This is a genomic window from Mariniflexile sp. (assembly GCF_052728615.1).
The window spans coordinates 64,710-88,438 of record NZ_JBFVFE010000003.1; the positions used below are offsets into that span (position 1 = coordinate 64,710).

The following is a 23,729-nucleotide window of genomic DNA, read 5'->3' on the forward strand; positions in this document are numbered from 1 at the left end:
TCTTAATTTATTTCTTCGGCAACGGGTTCATCAGATGAAGATGAGTCGTCATATCCCGGTCTGTTGCCATTCCCTAAAACAAAATCGATAGAAGAGGTCATTGCCAATTTATCGCCTTCTTTTAAATCTTCACCCTTAAACGACATTTGCAATACCAAATCTTTAGCAATATTATCAACATACGTTACCTTTCCTACTTTAAAACCTAAAGCTTCCAAGGTTGGTTTTGCTTGTCTAAAAGTACGTTCCCTTAAGTCCGGGACCGTGATTTTCCGGTATCCTGATGGGTTAACGGTAATGTATATTTTACGTTCTTCCTTAACTTGGGCTCCTGCGTTGGGGTCTTGGTCAATCACCGAAAACTTCGGATAATCGGGGTTGTAATTTGCAGAGTCCTGAACTTGCATCACTAAATTATTGGAGTTCAATTCTATGGAAGCCACACTCACGGATTTTCCTTTTAGGTCTGGCACCGTTTGAAAATCGCCATGGTTTGTTGTGATGTTCAACCATTTTAAAACAATAAAAACCAATACAATAATGGCAGCTATGGCCAATAGTATTTGTTTTAAAAACACTTTACTTGTTAGAAATTTAATAACGCTCATCTATAAAATTTTCGATTAGGCAAATATATAAAAACAGAACTGTTTTTTCTTTTGCAATATATGTGATATTTTAGCTTAACTATTAATAGATACGTTTTATTGTGGTTTTTAGACCGATGACTGGTAACTCGAATACCAATAAGAAATAAAAAAAAGATTCCCTCCCGTATTCTATCGGGATTCGAGGGAATGAAAAAAATATATAATTTATGAAAAAGAATATTGCGATTATTATGGGTGGTTATTCCAGTGAATACCAAATCTCATTGAAAAGTGGAAATGTGGTGTACCAAACTTTGGATACTTCAAAATACGATGCTTACCGAATTCATATTTTTAAGGATAAATGGGTGTATGTTGATGGTAGCGATGCTGAATTTCCTATGGATAAAAATGATTTTTCGGTAACGGTAAACAACTCTAAAATTACTTTTGATTGTGTTTTTAACGCCATACATGGGTCGCCCGGAGAAGATGGTTTTATGCAAGCTTATTTTAAGTTAATTAACTTACCACACACCAGTTGCGATATGTATCAGGCCGCTTTAACCTTCAATAAGCGTGACTGCCTAAGTACTTTAAAACCTTACGGGATAAAGACTGCGGAATCGTTTTTCGTCAATTTGGGCGATGCAATTGATGAAGATGCTATTGTTGCCAAAGTAGGTTTGCCTTGTTTTGTAAAAGCCAATAAGGCTGGAAGTAGTTTTGGGGTGACCAAAGTGCACAATAAAGAAGATTTACAAAACGCCATTAATGTAGCATTTAAGGAAGATGATGAAATTATTATTGAATCCTTTTTAGATGGTACCGAAGTTTCGGTTGGCGTGATTACTTATAAAGGGGAAACCAAAGTATTGCCCATTACCGAAATTGTTAGCGAAAATGATTTTTTTGATTACGAAGCTAAATATTTAGGAAAATCACAAGAAATAACGCCGGCAAGATTAACTAAAGAGGAAGAAACCAAAGTAAATAAAATTGCCAAAAAAGTGTACGAAGTTTTAAAAATGAAAGGTTTTAGCCGAAGCGAATATATTTTTAAAAATGGCGAGCCCCATTTATTGGAGGTAAATACCGTACCCGGATTAACACTGGCAAGTATTTTACCGCAACAAGCCGCCGCCGCCGGTATTCCTTTAGCGGAGTTGTTTGAGAATGCGATTGAAGCCTCCCTTAATCCCTCCTAAGGAGGGAAACTGTTGTGGAAACAAATTATAAATAAACTTTGTATATTTACTATTATTAATTTCTCCCCTTTGGGGAGATTAAGAGGGGCAAATGAAACGAGCCATATTTCCGGGGTCTTTTGACCCGATTACATTAGGTCACTACGACATCATTAAACGTGGTGTCACGCTTTTTGATGAAGTTATTGTGGCCATTGGCATCAATGCCGATAAAAAATATATGTTCTCGCTGGAAGAACGTAAAAAGTTTATTGAAGATACTTTTGCCAATGAACCTAAAATAAAAGTGGTTACTTATAAAGGCTTGACGGTGGATTTTTGCAAAGAAGTGGGCGCTAAATTTATTTTACGGGGGTTGCGAAATCCTGCCGATTTTGAGTTTGAAAAAGCCATTGCGCATACCAATCGCCATTTATCAACTATCGAAACCGTTTTTCTTTTAACGGCTTCCAAAACATCCTACATCGCATCTTCCATAGTGCGCGACGTTATTAGAAACCATGGCGATTACACCAAGTTTGTACCTGATAGTGTTCGGGTAAAATAATTTGTTAATTATTCAGCCCTTTTTAAGTAAATAAAAACAATTCCCCATGGCATCATCAAATAAAAAAGAGTTGTTAACAGAGCAACGCGACACATTGCTCCATGTTTTAAAAGTTCGTTTTGAGAAAAACATGAACCGTCATAAAGATATTGAATGGACAAAAGTGCTTGCTAAATTAGATGATTCTCCAGAAAAACTTTGGTCTTTAAATGAAATGGAACGCACGGGCGGTGAACCTGATGTGGTAGTCCCGATAGCTATCGGGAACGATAAAAAAACGGACGACTTTATTTTTTACGATTGTTCCGCCGAAAGTCCAAAAGGACGTAGAAGTGTTTGTTATGATCGGGAAGCGTTGGAATCCAGAAAAGAATACAAGCCCGAAACCAGTGCTGTTGATATGGCAGATGACATGGGTATCGACATCTTAACAGAAGAACAATACAGAGAATTGCAAACATTGGGGGATTTTGATATGAAAACATCGAGCTGGTTAAAAACCCCTGATGCTATCAGAAACCTTGGCGGTGCCATTTTTGCAGATTTCCGTTACGGGCATGTTTTTGTGTATCACAATGGTGCGCCCTCGTATTATGCAGCAAGAGGGTTTCGTGGTTATTTAAGAGTTTGATAGTTGTAATTGTTTCACAAAAAGCTCACAAAGGTTTTTTCGCGCAAAGGCGCAGAGCCGCAAAGCTTATTAGTAAACACACTCTGAACTTTGAACTTTGAACTTTGAACTTTGAACAAAACTAAAACTTATACTCCGACAGACCTTTGGTAAACGCCTCTGGGTTTTCAGCTAAATGGTAGCGTGGGTCGTCAATGTCTTCAACAATAACCTCTCTAAATTTAGGACTTGATTTGTATAAAAGCTCTTTACAATCTTCACTTAAATGCTTTAACTTAATTGTTTTTCCTTCAGCTTCATATTTATTTACCAAATTGAATATGGCTTCAATGGCGGAATGGTCAGAAACTCTCGATTCAACAAAATCGACCTCAACATTAACAGGATCGTTTTTAGCATCAAATTTATCATTAAAAGCAAGAATAGACCCAAAAAATAACGGTCCCCAAATTTCATAAACTTTAGTGCCATCTTCACGCATGCGTTTTCTGGCACGAATACGTTTGGCGTTTTCCCAAGAAAAAACCAAAGCACTTATTATAACACCCGCAATAACGGCAATGGCCAAATCGAAAATAACGGTTAAGGTTGAAACCGCTACTAAAACAATAACATCGCTTTTAGGTATTTTATTTAAAATTCTAAAACTACTCCATGCAAACGTGCCAATAACCACCATAAACATAACGCCAACCAAGGCCGCAATGGGTACGCGTTCTATAAGTCCGGATGCAAAAAGAATAAATATCAATAGTAAAACTGCTGCCACAATACCCGATAATCGTCCCCTTCCACCTCCTTTTATATTAATCAACGATTGCCCGATCATGGCGCAACCTCCCATACCACCAAAAAATCCCGTAACGATATTTGCTCCACCTTGGGCTAGACATTCTCGGTTGGTATCGCCTCTGGTTTCGGTTAATTCGTCAACAAGATTTAAGGTCATTAAGGATTCTATCAAACCAATCGCCGCAAGTATTAAGGCGTAAGGTCCAATGAATTTTAAAGTTTCAAAAGTAAACGGTACTTTACTGAATATATCCGTTTGAAATTGTGGCAAACCCCCTTTTAAACCGTCGCCACCACCATCACGAATAAAACTTCCAACGGTAGCAACATCTAAATTTGCAAAAATCGCAATGGCAGAAACCACTAAAATAGCAACCAACGCTTCGGGCAGCTTTTTAGTCAGTTTTGGCAAACCAAACATGATTGCCATGGTTAAAGTTACTAAAGCAAGCATTATCCAAAACTCTAAACTTGATCCAAGATTATGAAATAGTTCTGTAAACCAAGCCTTGAAATTCCACCAAAATGGTGTTTTCTCTGAAATTATTTTCGGAAACATGTTTAGTTGCGACAAAAATATCACGATTGCCAATCCATTTACAAATCCCATCATGACGGGGTGCGGAATCAATCGAACGAATTTCCCCAATTTAAAAACACCCGCCAACATTTGGACAATACCCATTAAAATAACGGTAGCGAATAGATAGTACAATCCTAAATTTTCTCCTTCAGCACCCAAAGCGTTTCCCTCAGCTACCAAACTTACCATAACCACAGCTAAGGCACCAGTGGCACCACTTATCATACCCGGACGACCCCCAAAAATAGAGGTGATTAAACCAACCATAAAAGCGGCATACAATCCAACCAATGGGTCAACACCAGCAACAAAAGCAAAAGCAACGGCCTCTGGCACTAAAGCCAAAGCCACCGTAATGCCGCTTAAAATATCATTTTTTGCATTGGCTGCACGCTTTCTGATAAATTCGGTCATGGTTTATTTTTTGAAGGTGCAAATTTACATTTATTATATGTAGGAGCAAGATTGAATATCTCTTTTATAGTATATTGGCACTAAAACGTTTGAAATATAGACTTGATTTTGAAAGAAAAACAAGTTATCTTCGTTTTTAAGTGCAGATAAGCAGATAAACATTAATACGATTTGATGTTTTTATGGTTTTGAAAACTACTTTTAAAGAAGATAGTAACTTAGAAACATAGGTTAAAAACTGAATTTAATTACATTTGTTTCTTATGAAAAAGAATCTTTACATAATTGCAGGTTGCAACGGAGCAGGAAAGACGACTGCCTCTTTTACTATATTACCTGAAATATTAGACTGTAAAGAATTTGTAAATGCTGATGAAATTGCTAAAGGCTTATCTCCGTTTCAACCAGAAAAAGTTTCATTTGAAGCGGGCAGAATAATGCTTAAAAGAATAAACGAACTTTTAGAAACAGACAAAAACTTCGCTTTTGAAACTACATTGGCAACAAAAAGCTATAAAACAAAAATTACTGAAGCTAAAAATAAAAACTATCATGTTATACTTTTATTCTTTTGGTTACAAAATGTGGATTTGGCTATTGAAAGAGTTAAAACCAGGGTTTTAGAAGGAGGTCATAATATTGAAACTGAAATTATAAAACGCAGATATTTTAATGGAATAAAAAATCTTTTTGAAATTTATCTTCCAATTGCTGACGAAGTTATGATATTTGACAACTCAGAAGGGAGACATGATTTGATTGCTAAAAAAACTTTAAATACTGAAATCGACATTTTTAACGAAATCAAGTTCAACAAACTTAAAAACTATTATTATGGAAACACATAAAATGACTCCAAACCAAACTAAAATTTTAGAAGGCATGGATAAAGTTTACGAAAAATTAATTGAGTTCAAAAAGAAAACGAACAGTGAACTCGTGATTCTAAAAGACAATAAAATTACGAGGGTGAAACCTTAACATGACTTTAAAAAAAACTAATAATCTAAAACACAGAACCATGAAAAACACCATTCTATTAATCGCACTCACTTTAATTTCAACTATTGGCTATCCCAGTTATGCCCAAACGAATTCAAAAAAAGAAATGATGGCTGAAAAAACATTCATAAAACATGCGGACGACGCTTTAACCATCATGCAAAAAGCAGCGGCAGATATGGAGGTTCAAGGTGTTGCTATGGTTTTTTACATTCCCGGAGAGTCTACACAATCTTGGATTTCTAAAATGAAAGTAGCAGGCATGTTAACTAACGAAAAAGCTAATTTTTTAGCCATAGCAAGCTCTAAAGCTGCTGAAATGGCTGAAACTTTTAAAAATAGTGGCGATAAAACCCGAGAACCAAAAAAGGGCGAATTGGGTTATATTGGTGGCGTAATTAAAAAAGTGGGTTCTGGATATCTTTTAGCTACTTTTTCGGGGGCTACAGGTCAACAAGATGCTGAAATTTCCACTAAAGGATTGGAACATTTAAGTAAATTCTATTAGACCAACAATTTAATATTAGCATACGAGTTTTCCAGTGCTTCCTGCGTTTGCTCTGGGTTTAACCATTCCACTTTGGTAATGCCTTCTTCTTCTTGGGCATACAAATCGCCTTTAAAACTGGTTTTCATTTCAAACCAATAGGTCACTTTTATGCTATGGTTTCCGTTGCGCTTAAAAATATGGTAGGTGGTTTCCAAAGGTTTTGTTATTTCCAATCCGCCAACTCCTGTTTCTTCGGTAACCTCTCGTATAGCCGTTTTTTCTATACTTTCGGTGCCTTCAATTTTCCCTTTGGGCAAATCCCATTTATCATTTCGGTAAATAAATAAAATATCGTTGTTCTCATTAAAAACCTTGCCACCACCAGCAACCACGTTGGGCAGCTTTTTCAAAAACTTTTTTAGAAGTTTCTCCCCGTTTTTATGAATGAGCCTCGCTTCTTCCAATGGCGTAGTATTAAGATCCTTTATTACTTTTCCAATATGTACTGTATCGAGCAAATAATTTTTAAAGTTCGTTTCTTGTTCCACTATTGTGGTTAATATGATGGGTTTATCGCCTACAAAAATTTTATGCATGCCTATCTAAATAAATTTATCCGTTAAAAATACTTTATCGATTCTTAATGATGCTTGTTTCGTTTTTGTAAAAATATCATTTTTAGGCACACTCCATGCATTGTTGAAAAAAATATTTTTTATTCCATGCCCCAAATGATGAAAAACTAAATTTATGTTTATTTTTGTCGTTATGATTTTTAATGAAGACATCGCTAAAAAAACCGCTGAAGTTTTATTGCAGGTAAATGCTATAAAATTGAGCCCTACCACACCTTTCACGTGGGCTTCGGGATGGAAATCGCCTATTTATTGCGACAACCGTATTGTATTATCATTTCCCCCCATTAGAAACTATATTCGGGAAACCATGGCTAAACAAATTGAAAAGCAATATGGAAAACCCGATGTTATTGCTGGTGTGGCCACAGGTGCCATTGGGATAGGGATGTTGGTGGCAGAATATATGGGACTTCCGTTTGTTTATGTAAGACCGGATGCCAAAAGCCATGGACGTAAAAACCAAATTGAAGGTTTTATTGAAAATGGGCAAAATGTGGTAGTGGTTGAAGATTTGATAAGTACCGGCGGCAGTAGTTTAAACGCCGTGAAAGCTTTAAAAGAAGCACGCGTGAACGTTAAAGGTATGATTGCCATATTTACTTATGGATTTGATATTTCGAAACAAAATTTTGAAGAGGCTGGTATAAAATTGCAAACTTTAAGCGATTACAACAGTTTGTTGGAACAGGCTTTAAAAACCAACTATATTTCCCAAAAAGAATTGAAAACCTTATTGGAATGGAACACCAACCCCAGTGAATGGAAGTATGGTGTTTAGTTGTGAAGCTGTTTGTTGTGAAGATGTTTAGATGTTACTAACAACTCAACAACAAACCCCTCAACATCAAACCCCTCAACGCCAAACAACTCAACAACAAACACCAAACAACATGAATTTAGAATCCCCAAAAATAAGTGTAGAAAAATCATCTGAAGAGGTGTTTGATTTTTTATCTGAAATTAAAAACTTCGAATCCTTAATGCCCGATAACATTAGTAAATTTGAGGTTTTAAGTGAAGATAAATTCTTATTTGCACTAAAAGGCATGCCGGAAATCATTCTTAAAAAGAAAGAAGTGATGCCTCCCAATAAAATTATTTTGGGTGCAGCTGGTGGGAAAATCGATTTTTCGCTCATTGCCAACATTTACCAAAAAGACACTAATTCCAGCGAAGTACAATTGGCATTTTCCGGTAATTTCAACCCCATGATGGCCATGATGATAAAAGGCCCTATCAGTAAATTCATCGAAACATTGGCTACGAGTATTCCTGAAGCTATTTAAGGCTTAATGCTGAATTGTTGAGGGATTAAAAAATAACTTCGTGCAACTCTGTGATCCTTTGTGCTAATTAGTGATATAGCTTTTACACAAATATCCAGAAGCTATTCAATACAAAAGCGTAATGGTTTTAAAAGCAAATTCTTTTTTAACATCATTTTCAAGAAGTACTTGAAGGCTTCCGGAATCGGAAACATTTTTTATAAAACCTGCAAACACAGAACCTTCGGCATCTTGAAATGTGGAAGGTTTGTCTTTTCTGAAAAGATAGGATTCATATTCATCCTTCAAAACATCAAACTGTTCGTTTTTCAAAACATGGAAATAGTATTTTAAATTTTTGATAACTACATGCGCTATTTCATCTAAATCATAAACGCGCCCGGATATTAGTTTTAATGAGGAAGCTTGCGGCAAATTATCAAACTCCGTTTGGTTTACATTCAACCCAATGCCGATAAAAGATGCATGGAATTTATTTTGTTTCACCACATTTTCAATCAAAATACCGCAAATTTTCTTGTTTTCTGACAAAATGTCGTTAGGCCATTTCACGCTTAATTTGCTTATTGAAAAAAACTGCAAGCTTTTAATCAATGCCAACGCGGTAACCATACTGATGTAAAAAGGATACTCTAAATTAAACTTAGAAACATCCTTATACACACTGAACGTGAGGTTTTTAGCCGTTTGAGAACTCCACACCGTACCCATTTGTCCCCTACCCTGTGTTTGCTTTTTAGCCATTACCGCGGTGTAATCGGCAATAGGTTCCTGTACGCAAAGGTTTCTTAAATAGCTGTTGGTGGAATCGATGGCATTAAGTTTGATTATAGGCATCTAGCAGTTATTATGGGTCTTTAAAATCTTATGATTATTTTAAACTATAAAGAACTAAAAAAATAATAACTTTGCAAAAATTAAAAAAACTTAATGGCGAAAGAAAATATAAGCGCAGACCAATTAATATCTGTAATAATAAGTGGCATTGAAGACGTTAAAGGCAAGGAAATAAATATTCTGGATTTAAGGGACATTGAAAATACGGTTTGCGATTATTTTATAATTTGCGAAGGCACTTCAAACACGCAAGTAAACGCTATAGTCAATTCAGTACAAAAAAAAGTGAGCAAAGCGCTTAAAGATCATCCTTGGCACACCGAAGGTATGGATAATGCCGAATGGGTGCTCATGGATTATGTTAATGTGGTAGTGCATGTGTTCCAAAAGCATATCAGACAGTATTATGATATTGAAAGCCTGTGGGGCGATGCAAAAACAACGGTTATAGAAACAAGTTACTAAGAAAGAATGGCAAACGACAAGAAAAATATAAATGACAACAAGCCTAAATTCAGTCCGTACTGGATTTATGGTATTTTAATAGCCCTGTTTTTAGGGTACCAATTATTAAATAACAATTCCTACCAAGAAGCTAATTTAACTACCCCTTCGGAATTTTATAAATTTTTGGAAGACGGCGATGTTGCACAAGTCGATATTATAAAAAATACGCGTGTAGCAAAAGTTTATTTAACGGCAGAAGCTGAAAATAAAGAGATCCATAAAAAGTCGAGACCTACTTCGCTTTTACCATCGGCAACCAAATTGCCAAATTATAAATTTGAGTTTGGCGATCTTCAAAATTTTGAAAACCAGTTAAATGAAACCATTAAAGATTCCAATAACAAACCGGTTATAAAATTTGATACCGAAACCAATGATTGGGGCAACCTTTTAATGGGATTACTTCCCTTTATTTTGCTTATTGGCGTTTGGATTTTTATCATGCGCCGTATGTCTGGTGGTGCTGGAGGAGGTCCTGGTGGTCAAATTTTCAATATCGGTAAATCGAAAGCGAAGCTTTTTGACCAAAACACCGAAGTTAAAACAACTTTTAAAGATGTTGCCGGATTGGAAGGTGCCAAAGAAGAAGTTCAGGAAATCGTGGACTTCCTTAAATACCCTGAAAAATACACGTCGTTAGGTGGAAAAATCCCTAAAGGCGCCTTATTGGTAGGCCCTCCAGGAACCGGGAAAACGTTATTGGCCAGAGCCGTTGCCGGTGAAGCTAAAGTACCGTTCTTCTCATTATCTGGCTCCGATTTTGTGGAGATGTTTGTGGGTGTTGGAGCTTCCCGGGTTCGGGATTTATTTAAACAAGCTAAAGAAAAATCGCCTTCCATCATTTTTATTGATGAAATTGATGCCATTGGTCGCGCCCGTGGAAAAAACGCCATGTCTGGAAGCAATGATGAACGCGAAAATACCTTAAACCAATTACTTACAGAAATGGACGGTTTTGGCACCAACACGAACGTGATCGTTCTTGCTGCTACCAATAGAGCCGATATTTTAGATACCGCCTTAATGCGTGCGGGACGTTTTGATAGACAAATTTTTGTTGATTTACCAGACGTTCGTGAGCGTAAAGAAATTTTTGAGGTGCATTTAAGACCCCTTAAAAAAGATAAAGATCTGGACTTGGATTTCCTTTCAAAACAAACCCCAGGCTTTTCGGGCGCCGATATTGCAAACGTTTGTAATGAAGCCGCTTTGATTGCTGCCAGAAATGGTAAAAAATCGGTTGACAAACAAGATTTTCTTGATGCCGTAGATAGAATCATTGGCGGATTGGAAAAGAAAAACAAAATAGTAACACCAAGTGAAAAAAGAGCGGTCGCTTTTCATGAAGCGGGTCATGCCGTGGTAAGCTGGATGCTGGAACATGCGGCACCACTTGTAAAAGTAACCATTGTTCCGCGTGGTCGTTCCTTGGGCGCTGCATGGTATTTGCCCGAAGAGCGTTTGATTGTACACCCAGAGCAAATGCTGGACGAAATGTGTGCCGCTTTAGGAGGTAGGGCAGCCGAAAAAGTGATTTTCGATAAAATTTCCACTGGAGCGTTGAGCGATTTGGAAAAAGTGACGAAGCAAGCCCGGGCCATGGTTACTATTTATGGCTTGAGTGAGAAAGTTGGAAATTTAACCTATTATGATTCTTCGGGACAAAACGAATATGGTTTTACAAAGCCATACAGTGAGCGAACAGCTGAATTGATAGATAAAGAAATTTCAGATATTATTGAAAACCAATATATACGTGCTATCAAACTTTTAGAAGAAAACAAAGATAAACTTACAGAACTGGCCGAAGTGCTTCTGGAAAAAGAAGTTATTTTTAAAGATAATCTTGAAAAAATATTCGGTAAACGTGCTTTTATAAAAGAAGAGATTGAAGACAAGCAAAAATAAGTGTTAACTGTATTTTGTTAAGTAACAAGGAAAAATCTTAAATTAACGTTATGGTTAATTTAAGATTTTTTATATTTGATGAACTGGTTTAAATTTTTTTCGCTTCAATTGAAAAAATTTAAACCAGTTCCGTAACTTCAAAAAGAATTACATTAATAGCAGCTTACCAAATGAGCCTTTTTAGAAAAATTTTTGGTCTTAAATCCGATCAATCATCCGAAGAAGTAAAATCGGGAGACCGGGGCAAATATATGCCTGAAATAAAACTTCCTATAGATGAAAAGTTTACCATAAACTTTAAAGCCAATGGGGGTAAATTTCTGTACTGCGAAAATTTGAACGAAATATTCAATAATCTACAACAGATTCTGGAAGAAAATAATTGGGAAGACGACAGCGCCTTGATATTGGACCCCAACATAAAGGATAAATTTAAAAACTCCAACCTAAAACCTACAACCAGTATAAACGACGCTACATTTTTCTTAACAACCTGCGAAAATTTAATCGGTAATGATGGGTCTCTGCTTATTTCTTCAAAACAAATATTTGAAAAAAAACTAACAGAATTACCCGTAAACTTTATAGTGTTTGCTACCACCAGTCAAATTGTTGAAAATATTGGCGAAGGCTTAAGAGGCATCAAATCTAAAAACAGACAAAAAATCCCAACAAACATTACCACCATCAAACACTTTAAATCCAACGACGAGAAAGATTTTTTAAGTTATGGCAGTAGTGCTAAAAACCTCTACCTACTCCTTTTGGAAGATTTATAGAACGAAACGGGCATGTTAAAAGTTTATCCCAAAAAAAAAAGATTAATAGCGAACAGTCCCGATAGCTATCGGGATGACCATTAAAAAAACAATAAATATAAAACATGAAAGAAATTATTACTCGATCGCTTTCAGGTTTACTCTATGTCTTGCTTTTAATTTTGTCCTTAAAATATGAACAACTGCTTATCGCCTTGTTTTTTGTATTTGGCATTATTTGTTTAGGAGAGTTTAAAAAACTCATCCAGTTAAAAAGCAACATCCCTTATTTTATCTTTATAGTCCTATATGCCATTTTTGTTTATTGGCAATTACTCTTAAATTCCAACCAAGGCATTGATGAAGCCACACAAATACTCATGGTGCTCACTATTTTTGTTGAATTGTTTTTGATAAAGGATTTATTTTCCGAAAAAACCATTCCGCTTTTTGTTACCAAACGATTTTTACTCACCACCTTTTATATCTCCAGTTCTTTCATTTTTTTGATTTTAATTGCCGATTATCATGAAAATTACAACCCAAATATTCTTTTGGGCACTTTTATTTTAGTTTGGACCAACGACTCATTTGCCTATTTGGTGGGCAAAAATATTGGCAAACAAAAGCTGTTTGAGAAAATTTCACCCAAAAAAACGGTGGAAGGATTTTTAGGCGGGTTATTTTTTTCGTGCATCGCAAGTTATTTTATTGCTACCTTTACACATACGTTGGACTTTACAAGTTGGTTGATCTTAAGCATTGTCATCAGTGTGTTCGGCACCTTGGGCGATTTAATAGAATCGAAGTTTAAAAGACAGGCAAATGTTAAGGACAGTGGTGTTATAATGCCAGGGCACGGTGGTTTGTTGGACCGGTTGGATAGCATTATTTTTGCTGCTCCTTTTATATATTTATTTTTAAGAATTATACATTATGTTTCATAAAGAAGGTCGTAAAATTATATTGGTAACGCTTATAATGGTTGTTGGTATCTCTCTGTTAGTTGATAATTTTATTCCTATCCAATGGTTGCGCACCATCCTATTGATTGTTCTACTTATTTTTTTGGTGCTTATTCTTCAATTTTTTAGAAACCCGAAGCGCCGTACCGCATTGAACAACGATCATGTGGTGTCGCCAGTTGATGGAAAGGTGGTGGTTATAGAAGAGGTTTTTGAGAAAGAATTTTTCAACGAAAAACGCTTGCAGGTCAGTGTGTTTATGTCGCCAATAAATGTGCACGTTACGCGCTATCCTATTGGTGGAAAGGTTATTTTCAGTAAATACCATCCAGGAAAATATTTAGTGGCATGGCACCCCAAAGCAAGTGAGGAAAACGAGCGCACCACTGTAGTGGTAGAGAACGATACCTATGGCAAAGTATTGCACAGACAAATTGCAGGTGCTTTAGCAAAACGCATTGTAAACTATGCCAAGGTAAATGACCAAGTGGTTCAAGGCGGCGAATCTGGTTTTATTAAATTTGGTTCCCGAGTTGATTTGTTTTTACCAGTGGACACCAAAATAAAAGTAAAACTTAACCAGAAAGTCCGTGGAGGCGAAAGTATTATTGCACAAGCAAATGACTAGTGAAGATTTAGAAATAGAATTTCAAGATGCCGTTGAACGTGTTAACGCTTACGACAAACCGTTTCCTGCCGATGTGCTCTTAAACTTGTATGCCTATTATAAAAAGGCCACCAATAATTACAGTCGCCCCAGTAGCAAAAAGGCGATTATCAATGCTTTTAAAACCAATGCCCTGTTTCAAGTAAAAAATATTTCGGAAGACGAAGCGAAACGTTTGTATATTGATTTAGTGAACAAGTATTTTTTATACGGGAAGTAAACCCGTTCTTTTTTTAGCATTTACATCCTCTCCGGAACCTCAATCCCCAAAATCCCAAACGCATTTTTAATGGTGGATGCCACTTTTTTGGAAAGCTGTACCCTGAATATTTTTTCGTCTAAATTATCGGTGCCCAAAATAGAAACGTTTTGATAGAACGAATTGAATTCCTTTACCAAATCATAGGTATAATTGGCCACTAAAGCGGGACTGTGTTGTGAAGCCGCATTTTGAATAACCTCTGGAAACAATTCCAATTGTTTTAAAAGTTCTTTTTCTTTAAGGTGCAAAGGAATTTCAATATGAACATCCAAATCAAAATCTGCCTTTCTTAGAATAGCCTGGATTCTTGCATAGGTATATTGAATAAACGGACCTGTATTGCCTTGGAAATCGATGGATTCCTTAGGGTCGAATAAAATACGCTTTTTAGGATCTACTTTCAGTATGTAATATTTTAAGGCGCCCAATCCAATGGTTTTGTATAAGGATTGTTTTTCTTCTTTGGAATAGCCATCCAATTTCCCCAATTCTTCTGAAATCTCTCCAGCTGTTGATACCATTTCATCAATTAAATCATCGGCATCCACCACGGTACCTTCCCTACTTTTCATTTTTCCGCTAGGTAAATCCACCATCCCATAACTTAAATGGTACAGGTTTTTTGCCCATTCAAACCCTAGTTTCTTCAAAATTAAAAACAGTACCTGAAAATGGTAGTCTTGCTCGTTACCAACGGTATAGACCATGCCGCCAACATCAGGAAAATCTTTGATGCGCTGTATGGCAGTCCCGATATCCTGCGTCATGTAAACCGCTGTACCGTCAGAGCGTTGTACAATCTTTTTATCCAGTCCGTCTTCGGTTAAATCGCACCACACCGACCCATCGTCTTCTTGTACAAAAACACCCGATTTCAATCCTTCAACCACAAATTCCTTTCCTAACAAATAGGTGTCACTTTCATAATATAAGGTATCGAAATCAACGCCCATATTTTTATAGGTTTCATTAAAACCTTCATACACCCAACCGTTCATCATGTTCCAAAGCGCTACAGTGTCTTTATCGCCTGCTTCCCATTTTAAAAGCATTTGTTGGGCTTCCAATAATATAGGTGCCATTGTTTTAGCTCCTTCAACAGAAAATCCATCGGCGACTAAAGCTTCAACTTCCTTTTTATATTCCTGGTCAAACTTCACATAATAATTACCGACCAATTTATCGCCTTTTAAACCTGTTGACTTTGGAGTTTCCCCTTTTCCAAAACGTTTCCAGGCCAACATACTTTTACAAATATGAATGCCTCGGTCGTTAATAATCTGTGTTTTATACACTTTTTTACCCGATGCTTTCAATATTTCGGCAACACTGTAACCCAATAAATTATTCCGGACATGCCCTAAATGCAATGGTTTGTTGGTGTTGGGCGACGAATATTCAACCATAATGGCTTTGTCATCCGCCTTTGGTAACATAAAACCATAGTTTTCATTATCTTTTATGTTATTAAAAAAATTTATATAATAGGTGTCGCTAATCTCAACATTCAAAAATCCTTTAACAACATTAAACGCTTTTACCTCTTCAACATGTGCTACCAAATAATTGCCTATAGTTTCCCCAATTTGGACCGGATTTCCTTTAACAAACTTCAGCATTGGGAAAATGACCACGGTAACATCGCCCGCAAATTCTTTTCTGGTGGCTTGAAATTCTACCGTTTCCAATTCGATATTAAAAGATTTAAAAACTGCTTGTTTAACTTGGTATGATAAAGACGCTTGAAGGCTCATTAATACTTATTTTTTAGGTGGTCAAAGATAAAACTTTTATTAAAGCATTAAGTTAAAATTCATTTTATAAAAAAGGACAACTTTTAAAAACGTTTTTAAGATAAAAGCCAAAATATAGAAATCAACTAATTAAAAATTGATAAATATTAAAAAAAAGCGGTTTACCTTTTGTCGATAAAAGTGCTCTTATTCTATAATATCTGCCGTTAATCTATTCATCGGATTTATGCCCTAAAACCTAAAGTCCTTTCAACTAATTTATTGGTATTAAAACGCCAAAATTAGATTTTAAAGATGCTTTTTCCAATTTTTGTTCAGTAAAGCTATTAATATCCAGTTTTTGGAAAATCAAAACATTAACACATAGTATTGCTTAATTAAAGTCATTTTATTTCCCTCGAATAAAATATACTTGGTTAATGCAAGGTTACTGTTTTTATTTAAACATTGTATGAGGAAAATAATTACTCTTTCTTTTATTTTATCTGTCTGCTTCGGTTTTTCCCAAACCAAAGAGCTAGATAGTCTTTCCATACAACTTGCTTACGAAACCCAAGATTCATTAAAAGTACAAACCTCTTTAAAGCTTATTAAATCGCTTTACGAAATAAACGATTACGATAGGGCTTTAAAGTATATCATCCAAAGTGAAAAACTTTCCAATAGTTTAAAATACACCAAAGGAATTGCGGAAGTAACGTATTACAAATCACAAATATATGCTCAAAAAGGAGACTATATCAATGCGGTAAGTGGCTATGTAAAATCCAAAGAGCTATTCAAACAGCTAAAAGACACGTTAGGTGTTGCAAAAGTTAATAACAGTATTGGATTGATTGAAATAAAACGTGGCAATTACGCCAAAGGTTTACAATACTCGCTTGCTGCCATAAATGAATTAGAAAAGCAAAACCTTATTAAGGAACTTAGTTTAGCTTATAGCAATTTAGCTAAGGCTTACTATAATATGAATGCTGTTGAAAAAGCCATAGAGTTCAATTTAAAAGCTGTTGAAATCCAAGAACAATTAAAGGATGTCAAAGGGCTTATACAATCAAACTGTCAATTGGCCGAATTGTATTCCTTAAAAAATGAAAACAGAAAGGCCATTGAATATTACGAAAAGGTTTTGAATGTTAAAGATTCCAACAACGATTCTTTACGGGGTCGAATTTACCCAAAATTAGGTGCGGAATATTTAAAATTCAATGATTTTAACAAAGCCTCGCAATATTTGTTGGAAGGCTTGAACATTAACAGAAAATCGAATAACAAAGCAGGCATTTTATTAGCTTTAAACAGTCTTGGGGAATTGAATTTGGAAACAAACCGATTAAAAATAGCCGAAGAGCAGCTTTATGAAGCGGGAACCATTGCTAAAAACACCAACAACAAACCCGAGTTACTCAGATATTATAAATTAATGACCGCCTTAGACTCTACGCAAAGAAAATTTGACAGGGCCTTTATGTGGCAACGGGAATATTTCAACCTAAAAAACAGTCTCAACAATAATTTGCCTAAATCAGAAGCCATTGAATTGGAATTCAATCCAGATTTTGAAAAAGAACTGGCAAACAATAACGCCATCGATCCCATTGTGCGCGAAAGTTATCCTGAACACAAAGAAGAATTCGATAAATTCAAATTGATATTTTACGGCTTGTTAGCCGCCTTGGCCATTGTTTCTACGTTTTTGATTTTAATTTATTTAAAGCGAAACAGCAACATAAAGTACACACAAGAATTAGAAGAGAAAAATCTTAAGATCGAATTACAAAACGAGGCCATTTTAGAGCAGACCAAGCATCTGGAAAACGTTAACAACGTAAAAGATAAACTGTTCTCCATTGTTTCACACGATTTAAAAGACTCCCTATCATCCATTAATGGTTTTATAGATTTATTGAAAGACGGCTCCTTGTCAAGAGAGGAATTTGACAATTTAATTCCAGAACTAAGTGAAAATGCCAACAATGCATCGTTGCTATTGTTCAATTTATTAAACTGGTCCAAATCGCAAATGCAAGCGTTGGAACCAAAACCAACCCTATTTGATGTTCAAGAAGTTTTTGAAGATAAAGTGAAGTTGGTAGAACAGCGCATGGAAAATAAGGGCATCGAATTGATAGACCATTCCCTTCGGGATTTTGCTTATGCAGATAGAAGTATGTTTGAGATTGTTGTTCAAAATTTACTTGCCAACGCCTTGAAATTCTGTAGAAAAGGAGATTCCATTACCATTTCCAACCACATTAGCAACGGTAGCTGTATTATCAGTATTGCCGATACCGGTATTGGTATTTCTAAACAAAACTTAGATAAATTATTCAAAAGCAGCACCTTTACAACTGTTGGCACCAATAACGAAAAAGGCACCGGTTTGGGCTTATCAATCTGTAAAGAATTGGTGGAATTGAACCATGGTAAAATTTGGGTAGAAAGCACTCTTAACGTTGGTAGTACATTCTTTGTACAATTACCCAAGTCCAGACCATCATAATATTTATTTTCGCGTTAGCAAACCCTTCAACTAGGTCCAGGGCAAAAGTTCATTCTAAAAAATATTTTAAAACGTTATTGTCGATACAATGGTTAAAGAATCTACTAAATTTCAGATAAGTACATGCCAAAAATTGAAACATACATTTTAAATGACTGATTATCAATATCTTTATAATCTTTGGCGTTTCAGACCTGACAGGTCTCGATTTCAGTAGGCTTAATAGAGTTTAATATGATTTTTTGTCATGGACTAAAAAATTTCAGTTATCCATTACCCTAATTTTGATATCATTATTAGGAGTATATAGCTTTGTGAAGTCTAGTCTCTAGATATCTTCTATAATGGATACACCCCTATGAGCTTCGCTCGGTAGCTTCAAAAACAAAATATATTTTGTTTCTCGCTAATCCTCAAGGGGATAATCCAACGTATACAAACACTGGAGATATCTTGTTTTAACCAACTAAATTTAAACTCTTACCGAATTCACATTGTTAGTAATAACCTGAGTTCGATATAAGCAAGAATCAAAATAACTGAATATCAATCACATTCGTCAATGGTAGGAGGCACGACGAAGCAATCCGTTTAATTTATAAATAAAATCCAATAAGTTCAATTTAAAAGATTGCTTCGCTTTTTTTCTAATGAAAAAGCTACCATTGACGTCATATTTAACTAATATTTAAATATCAAATTTTAAAAACACCCCTAAAGTCCCCTCTAGTGGACAATCCATATTTTCAAATTTTCAGTTTCAATTTAATTGTCAACAATATCGCTTGATAAATTTTTTTATCTGTTGCCTCGCAATGACAAAATTATTAAACTTATGATTATCAATAGTGTGCACTGATTCTTATGTCGAACTCAGGTTAATAGTAAGTTCAAAAATACTCTCATTCGTACGTAGTCTTTCTTATGTCTAACTCAGGTTATTAATCTGGAAAACAATATTTTGATAAGGACTCTTTAATTTAAAAAATAACAGAAAGTAAATTTTAAAGCAATACTAAATTAGCAGTCATAAAAAAAGGACTTAAAATTAAGTCCTTTTTTTATTATTATATGGGAATTTTTATCCTCCAAAGTCATCAAAACGGATATGCTCATCTGGGATACCAAAATCCTCGCCCATTTTTTGAACGGCTTTGTTCATTAATGGTGGGCCACAGAAATACAGTTCGATATCTTCTGGCGACTCGTGTTTGCTCAAATAATTATCGATGACACAACTGTGTATAAATCCAACGAACCCATCTCCTGGGGCATCTATATCTGCTTTTACTTTCCAGTTATCTTCCGGTAATGGTTCAGATAGGGCTAAATAGAACTTAAAGTTTGGAAAGTCTTTCTCTAATTTATGGAAATGGTCTAAATAGAACAACTCACGTTTGGAACGTCCTCCATACCAATAAGTAACTTTACGTCCAGTTTTTAAAGTTCTGAATAAGTGATATAAGTGTGAACGCATGGGTGCCATACCCGCTCCACCACCAACATATAACATTTCTGCATCAGACTCATTAATGAAAAATTCGCCATAAGGTCCAGAAATTGTTACTTTATCTCCCGGTTTCTGATTGAATATATAGGATGATGCAATACCTGGATTCACATCCATCCATCCGCCCTTAGCACGATCAAAAGGAGGTGTGGCAATACGTACATTGAGCATAATTTCACGACCTTCTGCCGGGTAAGAGGCCATAGAATATGCGCGCTCCACGGTCTCTGTGTTTTTCATGACCAGCGACCACAGTTTGAACTTATCCCATTCATCCTGAAATTTATCGGGCCTTTCGTGTTCATCGGGGTGTGCGGTAATATCCATATCGGCATATTTTACCTCGCATGGTGGTATTTCAATTTGAATATAACCTCCAGCCTTGTATCCCATGTCCTCTGGAATCTCCACAACAAATTCTTTAATAAATGAGGCTACATTATAGTTTCTTACCACGGTTGCTTCCCATTTTTTAATCCCAAAAACCTCTTCTGGAATGCTAATAACCATGTCTTGTTTTACTTTGACCTGACATGCCAAACGGATTCCTTCTTTCAGTTCTTTTCTTGTGAAATTAGGCGTTTCAGTAGGTAAAGCTTCACCTCCGCCCGATAATACATGGCATTCGCACTGTAAACAGGTACCGCCTCCACCACAAGCTGATGGCAGGAATATTTTTTGATTGCTTAAGGTTGTAAGCAATGTGTTTCCAGAAGCTACTTCAATTTCCTTTTCGTCATTAATTGTAATTATTACAGGGCCTGAAGGTGCTAATTTTTGTTTTACAAACAATAGCAATAGTACCAGTAACAATGTCACTACTAAAAAAGCTATTACTGTGGTTATGACTGTTCCTAATGTACCTACGGTTAAGATCATGTTACTTTATTGCTTTAATATTATTACCAGCTATTGATTTTGTTTCTTTTACTTGTTTGGTCGTCTCATTTCCATCTTCACTTGGGTTACTTTCAATGGTTGCCGTTTTAACTTCTTTTGCCTCTTCACTACCACCGGTCAACATACCTCCAAAACTCATAAAACCTATGGCCATTAAACCCGTGATAATAAAAGTAATTCCCAATCCTCTTAATGCTGGTGTCACATTTGAATATTTGATTTTTTCGCGAATGGCCGCTATGGCCAAAATTGCCAAAAACCAACCAATACCAGAGCCCAAGCCATAAACAGTTGCTAAACTTAACGTAGGAATTTCACGTGATTGCATAAATAACGACCCTCCTAAAATAGCGCAGTTTACGGCTATAAGTGGTAAGAAAATACCTAATGAATTATATAATGCCGGTGAAAATTTTTCAACAACTATTTCAACCAACTGCACCATAGTAGCTATGGTTGCTATAAACAATATAAAAGACAGAAAGCCAAGGTCGTATTCTGCATATTCAGGCCCTAACCAAGCCAAAGCACCTTCCTGCAAGATATATTGATCCAATAACCAGTTTAAAGGTACGGTTACTGCCAACACAAATATGACGGCCGAACCTAAACCAATGGCTGTAGTAACTTTTTTAGAGACTGCAAGGTATGAGCACATCCCGAGGAATGTGGCAAATATTAGGTTGTCTATAAAAATTGATTTTAAAAATAACTCTATATGTTCCATGTTTTTATGTATTGCGCCAGCATTATAATTAAAGAAGTTAATGGCTGTAATTCACTTTCTTCTTAATAATTGCTGCTCATTTGTTTTTATTTGTTTAAAATCTAAAACTTAATACTCTTCTGGTATCATTGTTTATTATATGTCACAATGTCCAACGAGTTCGTCTTCAATCAAATCTTTATTTCTTGAGCGCTGTATCCAAATAATAATACCGACCACTATGAGTGCCATGGGTGACAGCAGCATAAATCCGTTGTTTTCATAACCTAAGGCATAGAGTCCTGTTTTTTCGATAGGATCTCCCAAAACTTTAAACCCAAGCAAGGTTCCTGACCCCAATAATTCCCTAAAGAACCCTATTGTAACCAGAATAATACCATATCCTAAAGCATTTCCAATGCCATCAAGAAATGACGGCCAAGGTTTGTTGCCCAGAGCAAAGGCTTCAAAGCGTCCCATAATGATACAGTTGGTAATAATCAGCCCTACAAATACCGATAGTGTTTTACTCAACTCATAAGCGTAGGCTTTCAGTATTTGATCTACTATAATCACCAGTGTAGCAACAACGATCAGCTGAACTATGATCCTGATTTTTGATGGAATGATATTTCGCATCAGTGAAATGATCACATTCCCTATAGCCAACACAAATAGTACTGAAATTGACATGACAATAGAAGCTTCCAGCTCTGCGGTAATTGCCAATGCAGAACAAATACCCAAAACTTGAATGGTTATTGGATTATTATCTGCTAAAGGGTCCAGTATTAGTCTTGCGTCTTTTTTTGATAAAAGTCCCATATTTTAAGTGTCTAAAGTTTTAAGTGCCAAAAGTGCACTAAAGTTAAGTTTTAAGTAATTGAAATGTCTAAAGTTTTTAAGTGTCTAAAGTTTGCTTGCAATAGATGTGAAAATTGCCAATAACTCCTTTGCCTCTTTCCTTAAACCATTAATTTCATTTTTATTTATCCAGTTAATTTCTTCAATAATCTCCAACCAATAATCCGTTTCACTTGCTTCTCCTAAACTGATTCTAATTTTATTTTTAAAATCCTTTTTACTTCTACTTCTATTGGCTTCTTTATAATTTGCACCTATACTGGTTCCAGATTTAGTTAGTTGATTTTTTATAACTAAAGATTCTGTTGTTTTAGGCAAACCCGCTGACAAATTTATAACATCAATTGCAAATTTTATGGTTCGTTTTTCTAATTTTTCAGCAAATTCTTTATTTGTCATATTAAGTATCTAAAGTTTTAAGTACTTGGAGTGCCTAAAGTCTTTCTAAGTGTCTAAAGTTTCAAGTATTTAGAGTGCCTAAAGTCGTTTAACCGTTTTTATTAACTTTAAGTACTTTAGTGCACTTAGACACTTCAAGTACTTTATTTACTTCATTTCTTTAAATTTTCGAAATAAGGTAGGTATAGTTTTAATTCAGATTTAAGCATTGCCGATACACCATTTCCTGTTATGGTTGCTCCTGCAATGGCATCGACCTCATTGTCTGTTTTATCGCTATTTTTTGGATCGTTATTACTTTTTGAAACATCAATGCCTTTGAAGTTATTGGATTTATCAAATAAATGTTCCCCAATAAAATCATCCATAAAAAAACGTTGGTTTATATTGGCACCCAGACCTGGGGTTTCTCCTTTATGGTCGAAAAATGCACCTTGAACCACCATATTTTTATCCAATGCGACATAGCCCCAAATGGCATCCCACAAACCTTTCCCCCTTATTGGTGCGATATAATATGTTTTTCCGTCTTTTTCCCCTATGAGTAAAGGCAGGCGTCTTTGATGGCCTGGTTTTTTGGCCAAGGCGTGTTCTTTTTTAAGGTCCAGTAAATAAGCATTATTATCTTCACTGATTTTATCTCCTTGTATTATAAACTGTTTGGTAATATATTTTTTAAACTCGTCTTCAACTTTATCTTTTGAAACAAAGCTCATTTTACTCCCTTCGTTTTCATTTACACCCATCGCATACAAAATATTAAGTTGTTTTTCGATACGCTTATTTTCGTCTATTTTATCTTTAAATCCTGATGCAGCAAAAGCCAGTATTGAGCCTACCACTACAACCATTCCAATGGCGAAAAGCAGGGTGTAAGAATTTTTATCGGTTGTCTTTTCCATTTTTTAGTGTCTAAAGTTATAAGTAATTAAAGTGTCTAAAGTTACTTCTATCATTATATTCGGTTTTACTTTACTGACATGTCTCAAATTTTTATTTTTTAGTTTT

At 35.5% G+C, this 23,729-nt stretch carries 25 protein-coding genes; 15 read left to right on the plus strand and 10 right to left on the minus strand.

Annotation, left to right across the window (positions count from 1 at the left end; translation table 11 throughout):
* Positions 1-2: 2 nt before the first annotated feature.
* Positions 3-608 (minus strand): PASTA domain-containing protein, encoded by a 606-nt coding sequence (locus tag ACU1LP_RS02355; RefSeq protein ID WP_445735458.1) that lies wholly within the window; start codon positions 606-608, stop codon positions 3-5.
* A 209-nt stretch (positions 609-817) separates the two neighbouring features.
* Here ACU1LP_RS02355 and ACU1LP_RS02360 point away from each other — a divergent pair, with 209 nt between their 5' ends.
* From ACU1LP_RS02360 to ACU1LP_RS02370, 3 genes are all read left to right on the plus strand, one after another.
* Positions 818-1,798 (plus strand): D-alanine--D-alanine ligase, encoded by a 981-nt coding sequence (locus ACU1LP_RS02360; protein ID WP_445735459.1) that lies wholly within the window; start codon positions 818-820, stop codon positions 1,796-1,798.
* A gap of 91 nt (positions 1,799-1,889) precedes the next feature.
* Positions 1,890-2,345 carry a pantetheine-phosphate adenylyltransferase gene (gene coaD, locus ACU1LP_RS02365; RefSeq protein WP_445735460.1) on the plus strand — a complete coding sequence of 152 codons (456 nt, stop codon included), beginning with the start codon at positions 1,890-1,892 and terminating at the stop codon, positions 2,343-2,345.
* A gap of 46 nt (positions 2,346-2,391) precedes the next feature.
* Positions 2,392-2,976 (plus strand): DUF4256 domain-containing protein, encoded by a 585-nt coding sequence (locus tag ACU1LP_RS02370; RefSeq protein WP_445735461.1) that lies wholly within the window; start codon positions 2,392-2,394, stop codon positions 2,974-2,976.
* 121 nt (positions 2,977-3,097) lie between these two features.
* On the opposite strand, the gene ACU1LP_RS02375 is transcribed toward ACU1LP_RS02370, so the two are convergent.
* On the minus strand, positions 3,098-4,765 hold the full coding sequence (locus tag ACU1LP_RS02375; RefSeq protein WP_445735462.1) for a SulP family inorganic anion transporter: 1,668 nt from the start codon (positions 4,763-4,765) through the stop codon (positions 3,098-3,100).
* Between the two features lie 263 nt (positions 4,766-5,028).
* On the opposite strand from ACU1LP_RS02375, the gene ACU1LP_RS02380 reads away from it, so the two are divergent.
* Genes ACU1LP_RS02380 through ACU1LP_RS02390 form a run of 3 tightly spaced genes read left to right on the plus strand, consistent with a single transcriptional unit; the run spans position 5,029 to position 6,275 of the window.
* Entirely contained in the window at positions 5,029-5,613 is a 585-nt protein-coding gene (locus ACU1LP_RS02380) for a zeta toxin family protein (protein WP_445735463.1), read from the plus strand.
* Positions 5,600-5,746 (plus strand): hypothetical protein, encoded by a 147-nt coding sequence (locus ACU1LP_RS02385; RefSeq protein WP_445735464.1) that lies wholly within the window; start codon positions 5,600-5,602, stop codon positions 5,744-5,746. The genes ACU1LP_RS02380 and ACU1LP_RS02385 overlap by 14 nt, the downstream gene beginning before the upstream one ends.
* A 40-nt stretch (positions 5,747-5,786) precedes the next feature.
* Positions 5,787-6,275: a hypothetical protein gene (locus ACU1LP_RS02390; protein WP_445735465.1), complete on the plus strand. Its 489-nt coding sequence runs from the start codon at positions 5,787-5,789 to the stop codon at positions 6,273-6,275.
* Here the strand turns inward: ACU1LP_RS02390 and ACU1LP_RS02395 are convergent.
* Positions 6,272-6,853 (minus strand): NUDIX hydrolase, encoded by a 582-nt coding sequence (locus ACU1LP_RS02395; protein WP_445735466.1) that lies wholly within the window; start codon positions 6,851-6,853, stop codon positions 6,272-6,274. The genes ACU1LP_RS02390 and ACU1LP_RS02395 overlap by 4 nt on opposite strands.
* Positions 6,854-7,025: 172 nt before the next feature.
* Between ACU1LP_RS02395 and pyrE the strand changes: the two genes are divergently transcribed.
* The gene (pyrE, locus tag ACU1LP_RS02400) at positions 7,026-7,673 is read left to right on the plus strand and encodes an orotate phosphoribosyltransferase (protein WP_445735494.1); all 648 of its coding nucleotides are present in this window, start codon (positions 7,026-7,028) and stop codon (positions 7,671-7,673) included.
* Between the two features lie 112 nt (positions 7,674-7,785).
* Positions 7,786-8,181 (plus strand): SRPBCC family protein, encoded by a 396-nt coding sequence (locus ACU1LP_RS02405; RefSeq protein WP_445735467.1) that lies wholly within the window; start codon positions 7,786-7,788, stop codon positions 8,179-8,181.
* Between the two features lie 105 nt (positions 8,182-8,286).
* Here ACU1LP_RS02405 and ACU1LP_RS02410 read toward each other — a convergent pair whose 3' ends face one another.
* The gene (locus tag ACU1LP_RS02410; RefSeq protein ID WP_445735468.1) at positions 8,287-9,018 is read right to left on the minus strand and encodes a biotin--[acetyl-CoA-carboxylase] ligase; all 732 of its coding nucleotides are present in this window, start codon (positions 9,016-9,018) and stop codon (positions 8,287-8,289) included.
* Between the two features lie 93 nt (positions 9,019-9,111).
* Here ACU1LP_RS02410 and rsfS point away from each other — a divergent pair, with 93 nt between their 5' ends.
* The 6 genes from rsfS to ACU1LP_RS02440 all read left to right on the plus strand — a co-directional run bounded on the left by rsfS (position 9,112) and on the right by ACU1LP_RS02440 (position 14,043).
* Positions 9,112-9,483: a ribosome silencing factor gene (gene rsfS, locus ACU1LP_RS02415; protein ID WP_445732778.1), complete on the plus strand. Its 372-nt coding sequence runs from the start codon at positions 9,112-9,114 to the stop codon at positions 9,481-9,483.
* A 6-nt stretch (positions 9,484-9,489) separates the two neighbouring features.
* Positions 9,490-11,433, plus strand: a complete 1,944-nt coding sequence (gene ftsH / locus ACU1LP_RS02420; protein ID WP_445732777.1) for an ATP-dependent zinc metalloprotease FtsH — start codon at positions 9,490-9,492, stop codon at positions 11,431-11,433.
* A gap of 170 nt (positions 11,434-11,603) precedes the next feature.
* On the plus strand, positions 11,604-12,212 hold the full coding sequence (locus ACU1LP_RS02425; RefSeq protein WP_445732776.1) for an LUD domain-containing protein: 609 nt from the start codon (positions 11,604-11,606) through the stop codon (positions 12,210-12,212).
* Between the two features lie 104 nt (positions 12,213-12,316).
* Positions 12,317-13,138: a phosphatidate cytidylyltransferase gene (locus tag ACU1LP_RS02430; RefSeq protein WP_445732775.1), complete on the plus strand. Its 822-nt coding sequence runs from the start codon at positions 12,317-12,319 to the stop codon at positions 13,136-13,138.
* A complete protein-coding gene (locus ACU1LP_RS02435) occupies positions 13,128-13,784 on the plus strand; it encodes a phosphatidylserine decarboxylase family protein (RefSeq protein ID WP_445732774.1) in 657 nt (218 codons plus the stop codon). Before ACU1LP_RS02430 ends, ACU1LP_RS02435 begins: the two co-directional genes overlap by 11 nt.
* Positions 13,777-14,043, plus strand: a complete 267-nt coding sequence (locus ACU1LP_RS02440; RefSeq protein WP_445732773.1) for an acyl-CoA-binding protein — start codon at positions 13,777-13,779, stop codon at positions 14,041-14,043. Before ACU1LP_RS02435 ends, ACU1LP_RS02440 begins: the two co-directional genes overlap by 8 nt.
* 20 nt (positions 14,044-14,063) lie before the next feature.
* On the opposite strand, the gene argS is transcribed toward ACU1LP_RS02440, so the two are convergent.
* Positions 14,064-15,839, minus strand: a complete 1,776-nt coding sequence (gene argS, locus ACU1LP_RS02445) for an arginine--tRNA ligase (RefSeq protein ID WP_445735469.1) — start codon at positions 15,837-15,839, stop codon at positions 14,064-14,066.
* A gap of 451 nt (positions 15,840-16,290) precedes the next feature.
* On the opposite strand from argS, the gene ACU1LP_RS02450 reads away from it, so the two are divergent.
* Positions 16,291-18,342 (plus strand): tetratricopeptide repeat-containing sensor histidine kinase, encoded by a 2,052-nt coding sequence (locus ACU1LP_RS02450; RefSeq protein WP_445735470.1) that lies wholly within the window; start codon positions 16,291-16,293, stop codon positions 18,340-18,342.
* Between the two features lie 1,081 nt (positions 18,343-19,423).
* On the opposite strand, the gene nqrF is transcribed toward ACU1LP_RS02450, so the two are convergent.
* From nqrF to ACU1LP_RS02475, 5 genes are all read right to left on the minus strand, one after another.
* Complete coding sequence (gene nqrF, locus ACU1LP_RS02455) at positions 19,424-20,731, minus strand: NADH:ubiquinone reductase (Na(+)-transporting) subunit F (RefSeq protein WP_445735471.1); 1,308 nt, start codon at positions 20,729-20,731, stop codon at positions 19,424-19,426.
* Position 20,732: 1 nt separating this feature from the next.
* Positions 20,733-21,479: an NADH:ubiquinone reductase (Na(+)-transporting) subunit E gene (gene nqrE / locus ACU1LP_RS02460; protein WP_445733651.1), complete on the minus strand. Its 747-nt coding sequence runs from the start codon at positions 21,477-21,479 to the stop codon at positions 20,733-20,735.
* 135 nt (positions 21,480-21,614) lie between these two features.
* Positions 21,615-22,283, minus strand: a complete 669-nt coding sequence (locus tag ACU1LP_RS02465) for an NADH:ubiquinone reductase (Na(+)-transporting) subunit D (protein ID WP_445733652.1) — start codon at positions 22,281-22,283, stop codon at positions 21,615-21,617.
* Between the two features lie 84 nt (positions 22,284-22,367).
* Entirely contained in the window at positions 22,368-22,721 is a 354-nt protein-coding gene (locus tag ACU1LP_RS02470; protein ID WP_445733653.1) for a four helix bundle protein, read from the minus strand.
* Positions 22,722-22,873: 152 nt separating this feature from the next.
* On the minus strand, positions 22,874-23,623 hold the full coding sequence (locus ACU1LP_RS02475; protein WP_445732339.1) for a Na(+)-translocating NADH-quinone reductase subunit C: 750 nt from the start codon (positions 23,621-23,623) through the stop codon (positions 22,874-22,876).
* Positions 23,624-23,729: the final 106 nt, after the last annotated feature.

Excerpts from the sequence above, each read along its gene's own strand:
- pyrE (WP_445735494.1), top strand. The coding sequence starts at position 7,026 with ATGATTTTTAATGAAGACATCGCTAAAAAAACCGCTGAAGTTTTATTG.
- ACU1LP_RS02470 (WP_445733653.1), bottom strand. The coding sequence starts at position 22,721 with ATGACAAATAAAGAATTTGCTGAAAAATTAGAAAAACGAACCATAAAA.
- rsfS (WP_445732778.1), top strand. The coding sequence starts at position 9,112 with ATGGCGAAAGAAAATATAAGCGCAGACCAATTAATATCTGTAATAATA.
- ACU1LP_RS02390 (WP_445735465.1), top strand. The coding sequence starts at position 5,787 with ATGAAAAACACCATTCTATTAATCGCACTCACTTTAATTTCAACTATT.
- ACU1LP_RS02405 (WP_445735467.1), top strand. The coding sequence starts at position 7,786 with ATGAATTTAGAATCCCCAAAAATAAGTGTAGAAAAATCATCTGAAGAG.
- ACU1LP_RS02375 (WP_445735462.1), bottom strand. The coding sequence starts at position 4,765 with ATGACCGAATTTATCAGAAAGCGTGCAGCCAATGCAAAAAATGATATT.
- ACU1LP_RS02380 (WP_445735463.1), top strand. The coding sequence starts at position 5,029 with ATGAAAAAGAATCTTTACATAATTGCAGGTTGCAACGGAGCAGGAAAG.
- nqrE (WP_445733651.1), bottom strand. The coding sequence starts at position 21,479 with ATGGAACATATAGAGTTATTTTTAAAATCAATTTTTATAGACAACCTA.
- ACU1LP_RS02450 (WP_445735470.1), top strand. The coding sequence starts at position 16,291 with ATGAGGAAAATAATTACTCTTTCTTTTATTTTATCTGTCTGCTTCGGT.
- ACU1LP_RS02435 (WP_445732774.1), top strand. The coding sequence starts at position 13,128 with ATGTTTCATAAAGAAGGTCGTAAAATTATATTGGTAACGCTTATAATG.
- ACU1LP_RS02465 (WP_445733652.1), bottom strand. The coding sequence starts at position 22,283 with ATGGGACTTTTATCAAAAAAAGACGCAAGACTAATACTGGACCCTTTA.
- ACU1LP_RS02425 (WP_445732776.1), top strand. The coding sequence starts at position 11,604 with ATGAGCCTTTTTAGAAAAATTTTTGGTCTTAAATCCGATCAATCATCC.
- ACU1LP_RS02475 (WP_445732339.1), bottom strand. The coding sequence starts at position 23,623 with ATGGAAAAGACAACCGATAAAAATTCTTACACCCTGCTTTTCGCCATT.
- ACU1LP_RS02360 (WP_445735459.1), top strand. The coding sequence starts at position 818 with ATGAAAAAGAATATTGCGATTATTATGGGTGGTTATTCCAGTGAATAC.
- ACU1LP_RS02440 (WP_445732773.1), top strand. The coding sequence starts at position 13,777 with ATGACTAGTGAAGATTTAGAAATAGAATTTCAAGATGCCGTTGAACGT.
- ACU1LP_RS02395 (WP_445735466.1), bottom strand. The coding sequence starts at position 6,853 with ATGCATAAAATTTTTGTAGGCGATAAACCCATCATATTAACCACAATA.
- ACU1LP_RS02385 (WP_445735464.1), top strand. The coding sequence starts at position 5,600 with ATGGAAACACATAAAATGACTCCAAACCAAACTAAAATTTTAGAAGGC.
- ACU1LP_RS02410 (WP_445735468.1), bottom strand. The coding sequence starts at position 9,018 with ATGCCTATAATCAAACTTAATGCCATCGATTCCACCAACAGCTATTTA.
- ACU1LP_RS02430 (WP_445732775.1), top strand. The coding sequence starts at position 12,317 with ATGAAAGAAATTATTACTCGATCGCTTTCAGGTTTACTCTATGTCTTG.
- ACU1LP_RS02355 (WP_445735458.1), bottom strand. The coding sequence starts at position 608 with ATGAGCGTTATTAAATTTCTAACAAGTAAAGTGTTTTTAAAACAAATA.
- ftsH (WP_445732777.1), top strand. The coding sequence starts at position 9,490 with ATGGCAAACGACAAGAAAAATATAAATGACAACAAGCCTAAATTCAGT.
- ACU1LP_RS02370 (WP_445735461.1), top strand. The coding sequence starts at position 2,392 with ATGGCATCATCAAATAAAAAAGAGTTGTTAACAGAGCAACGCGACACA.
- coaD (WP_445735460.1), top strand. The coding sequence starts at position 1,890 with ATGAAACGAGCCATATTTCCGGGGTCTTTTGACCCGATTACATTAGGT.
- nqrF (WP_445735471.1), bottom strand. The coding sequence starts at position 20,731 with ATGATCTTAACCGTAGGTACATTAGGAACAGTCATAACCACAGTAATA.
- argS (WP_445735469.1), bottom strand. The coding sequence starts at position 15,839 with ATGAGCCTTCAAGCGTCTTTATCATACCAAGTTAAACAAGCAGTTTTT.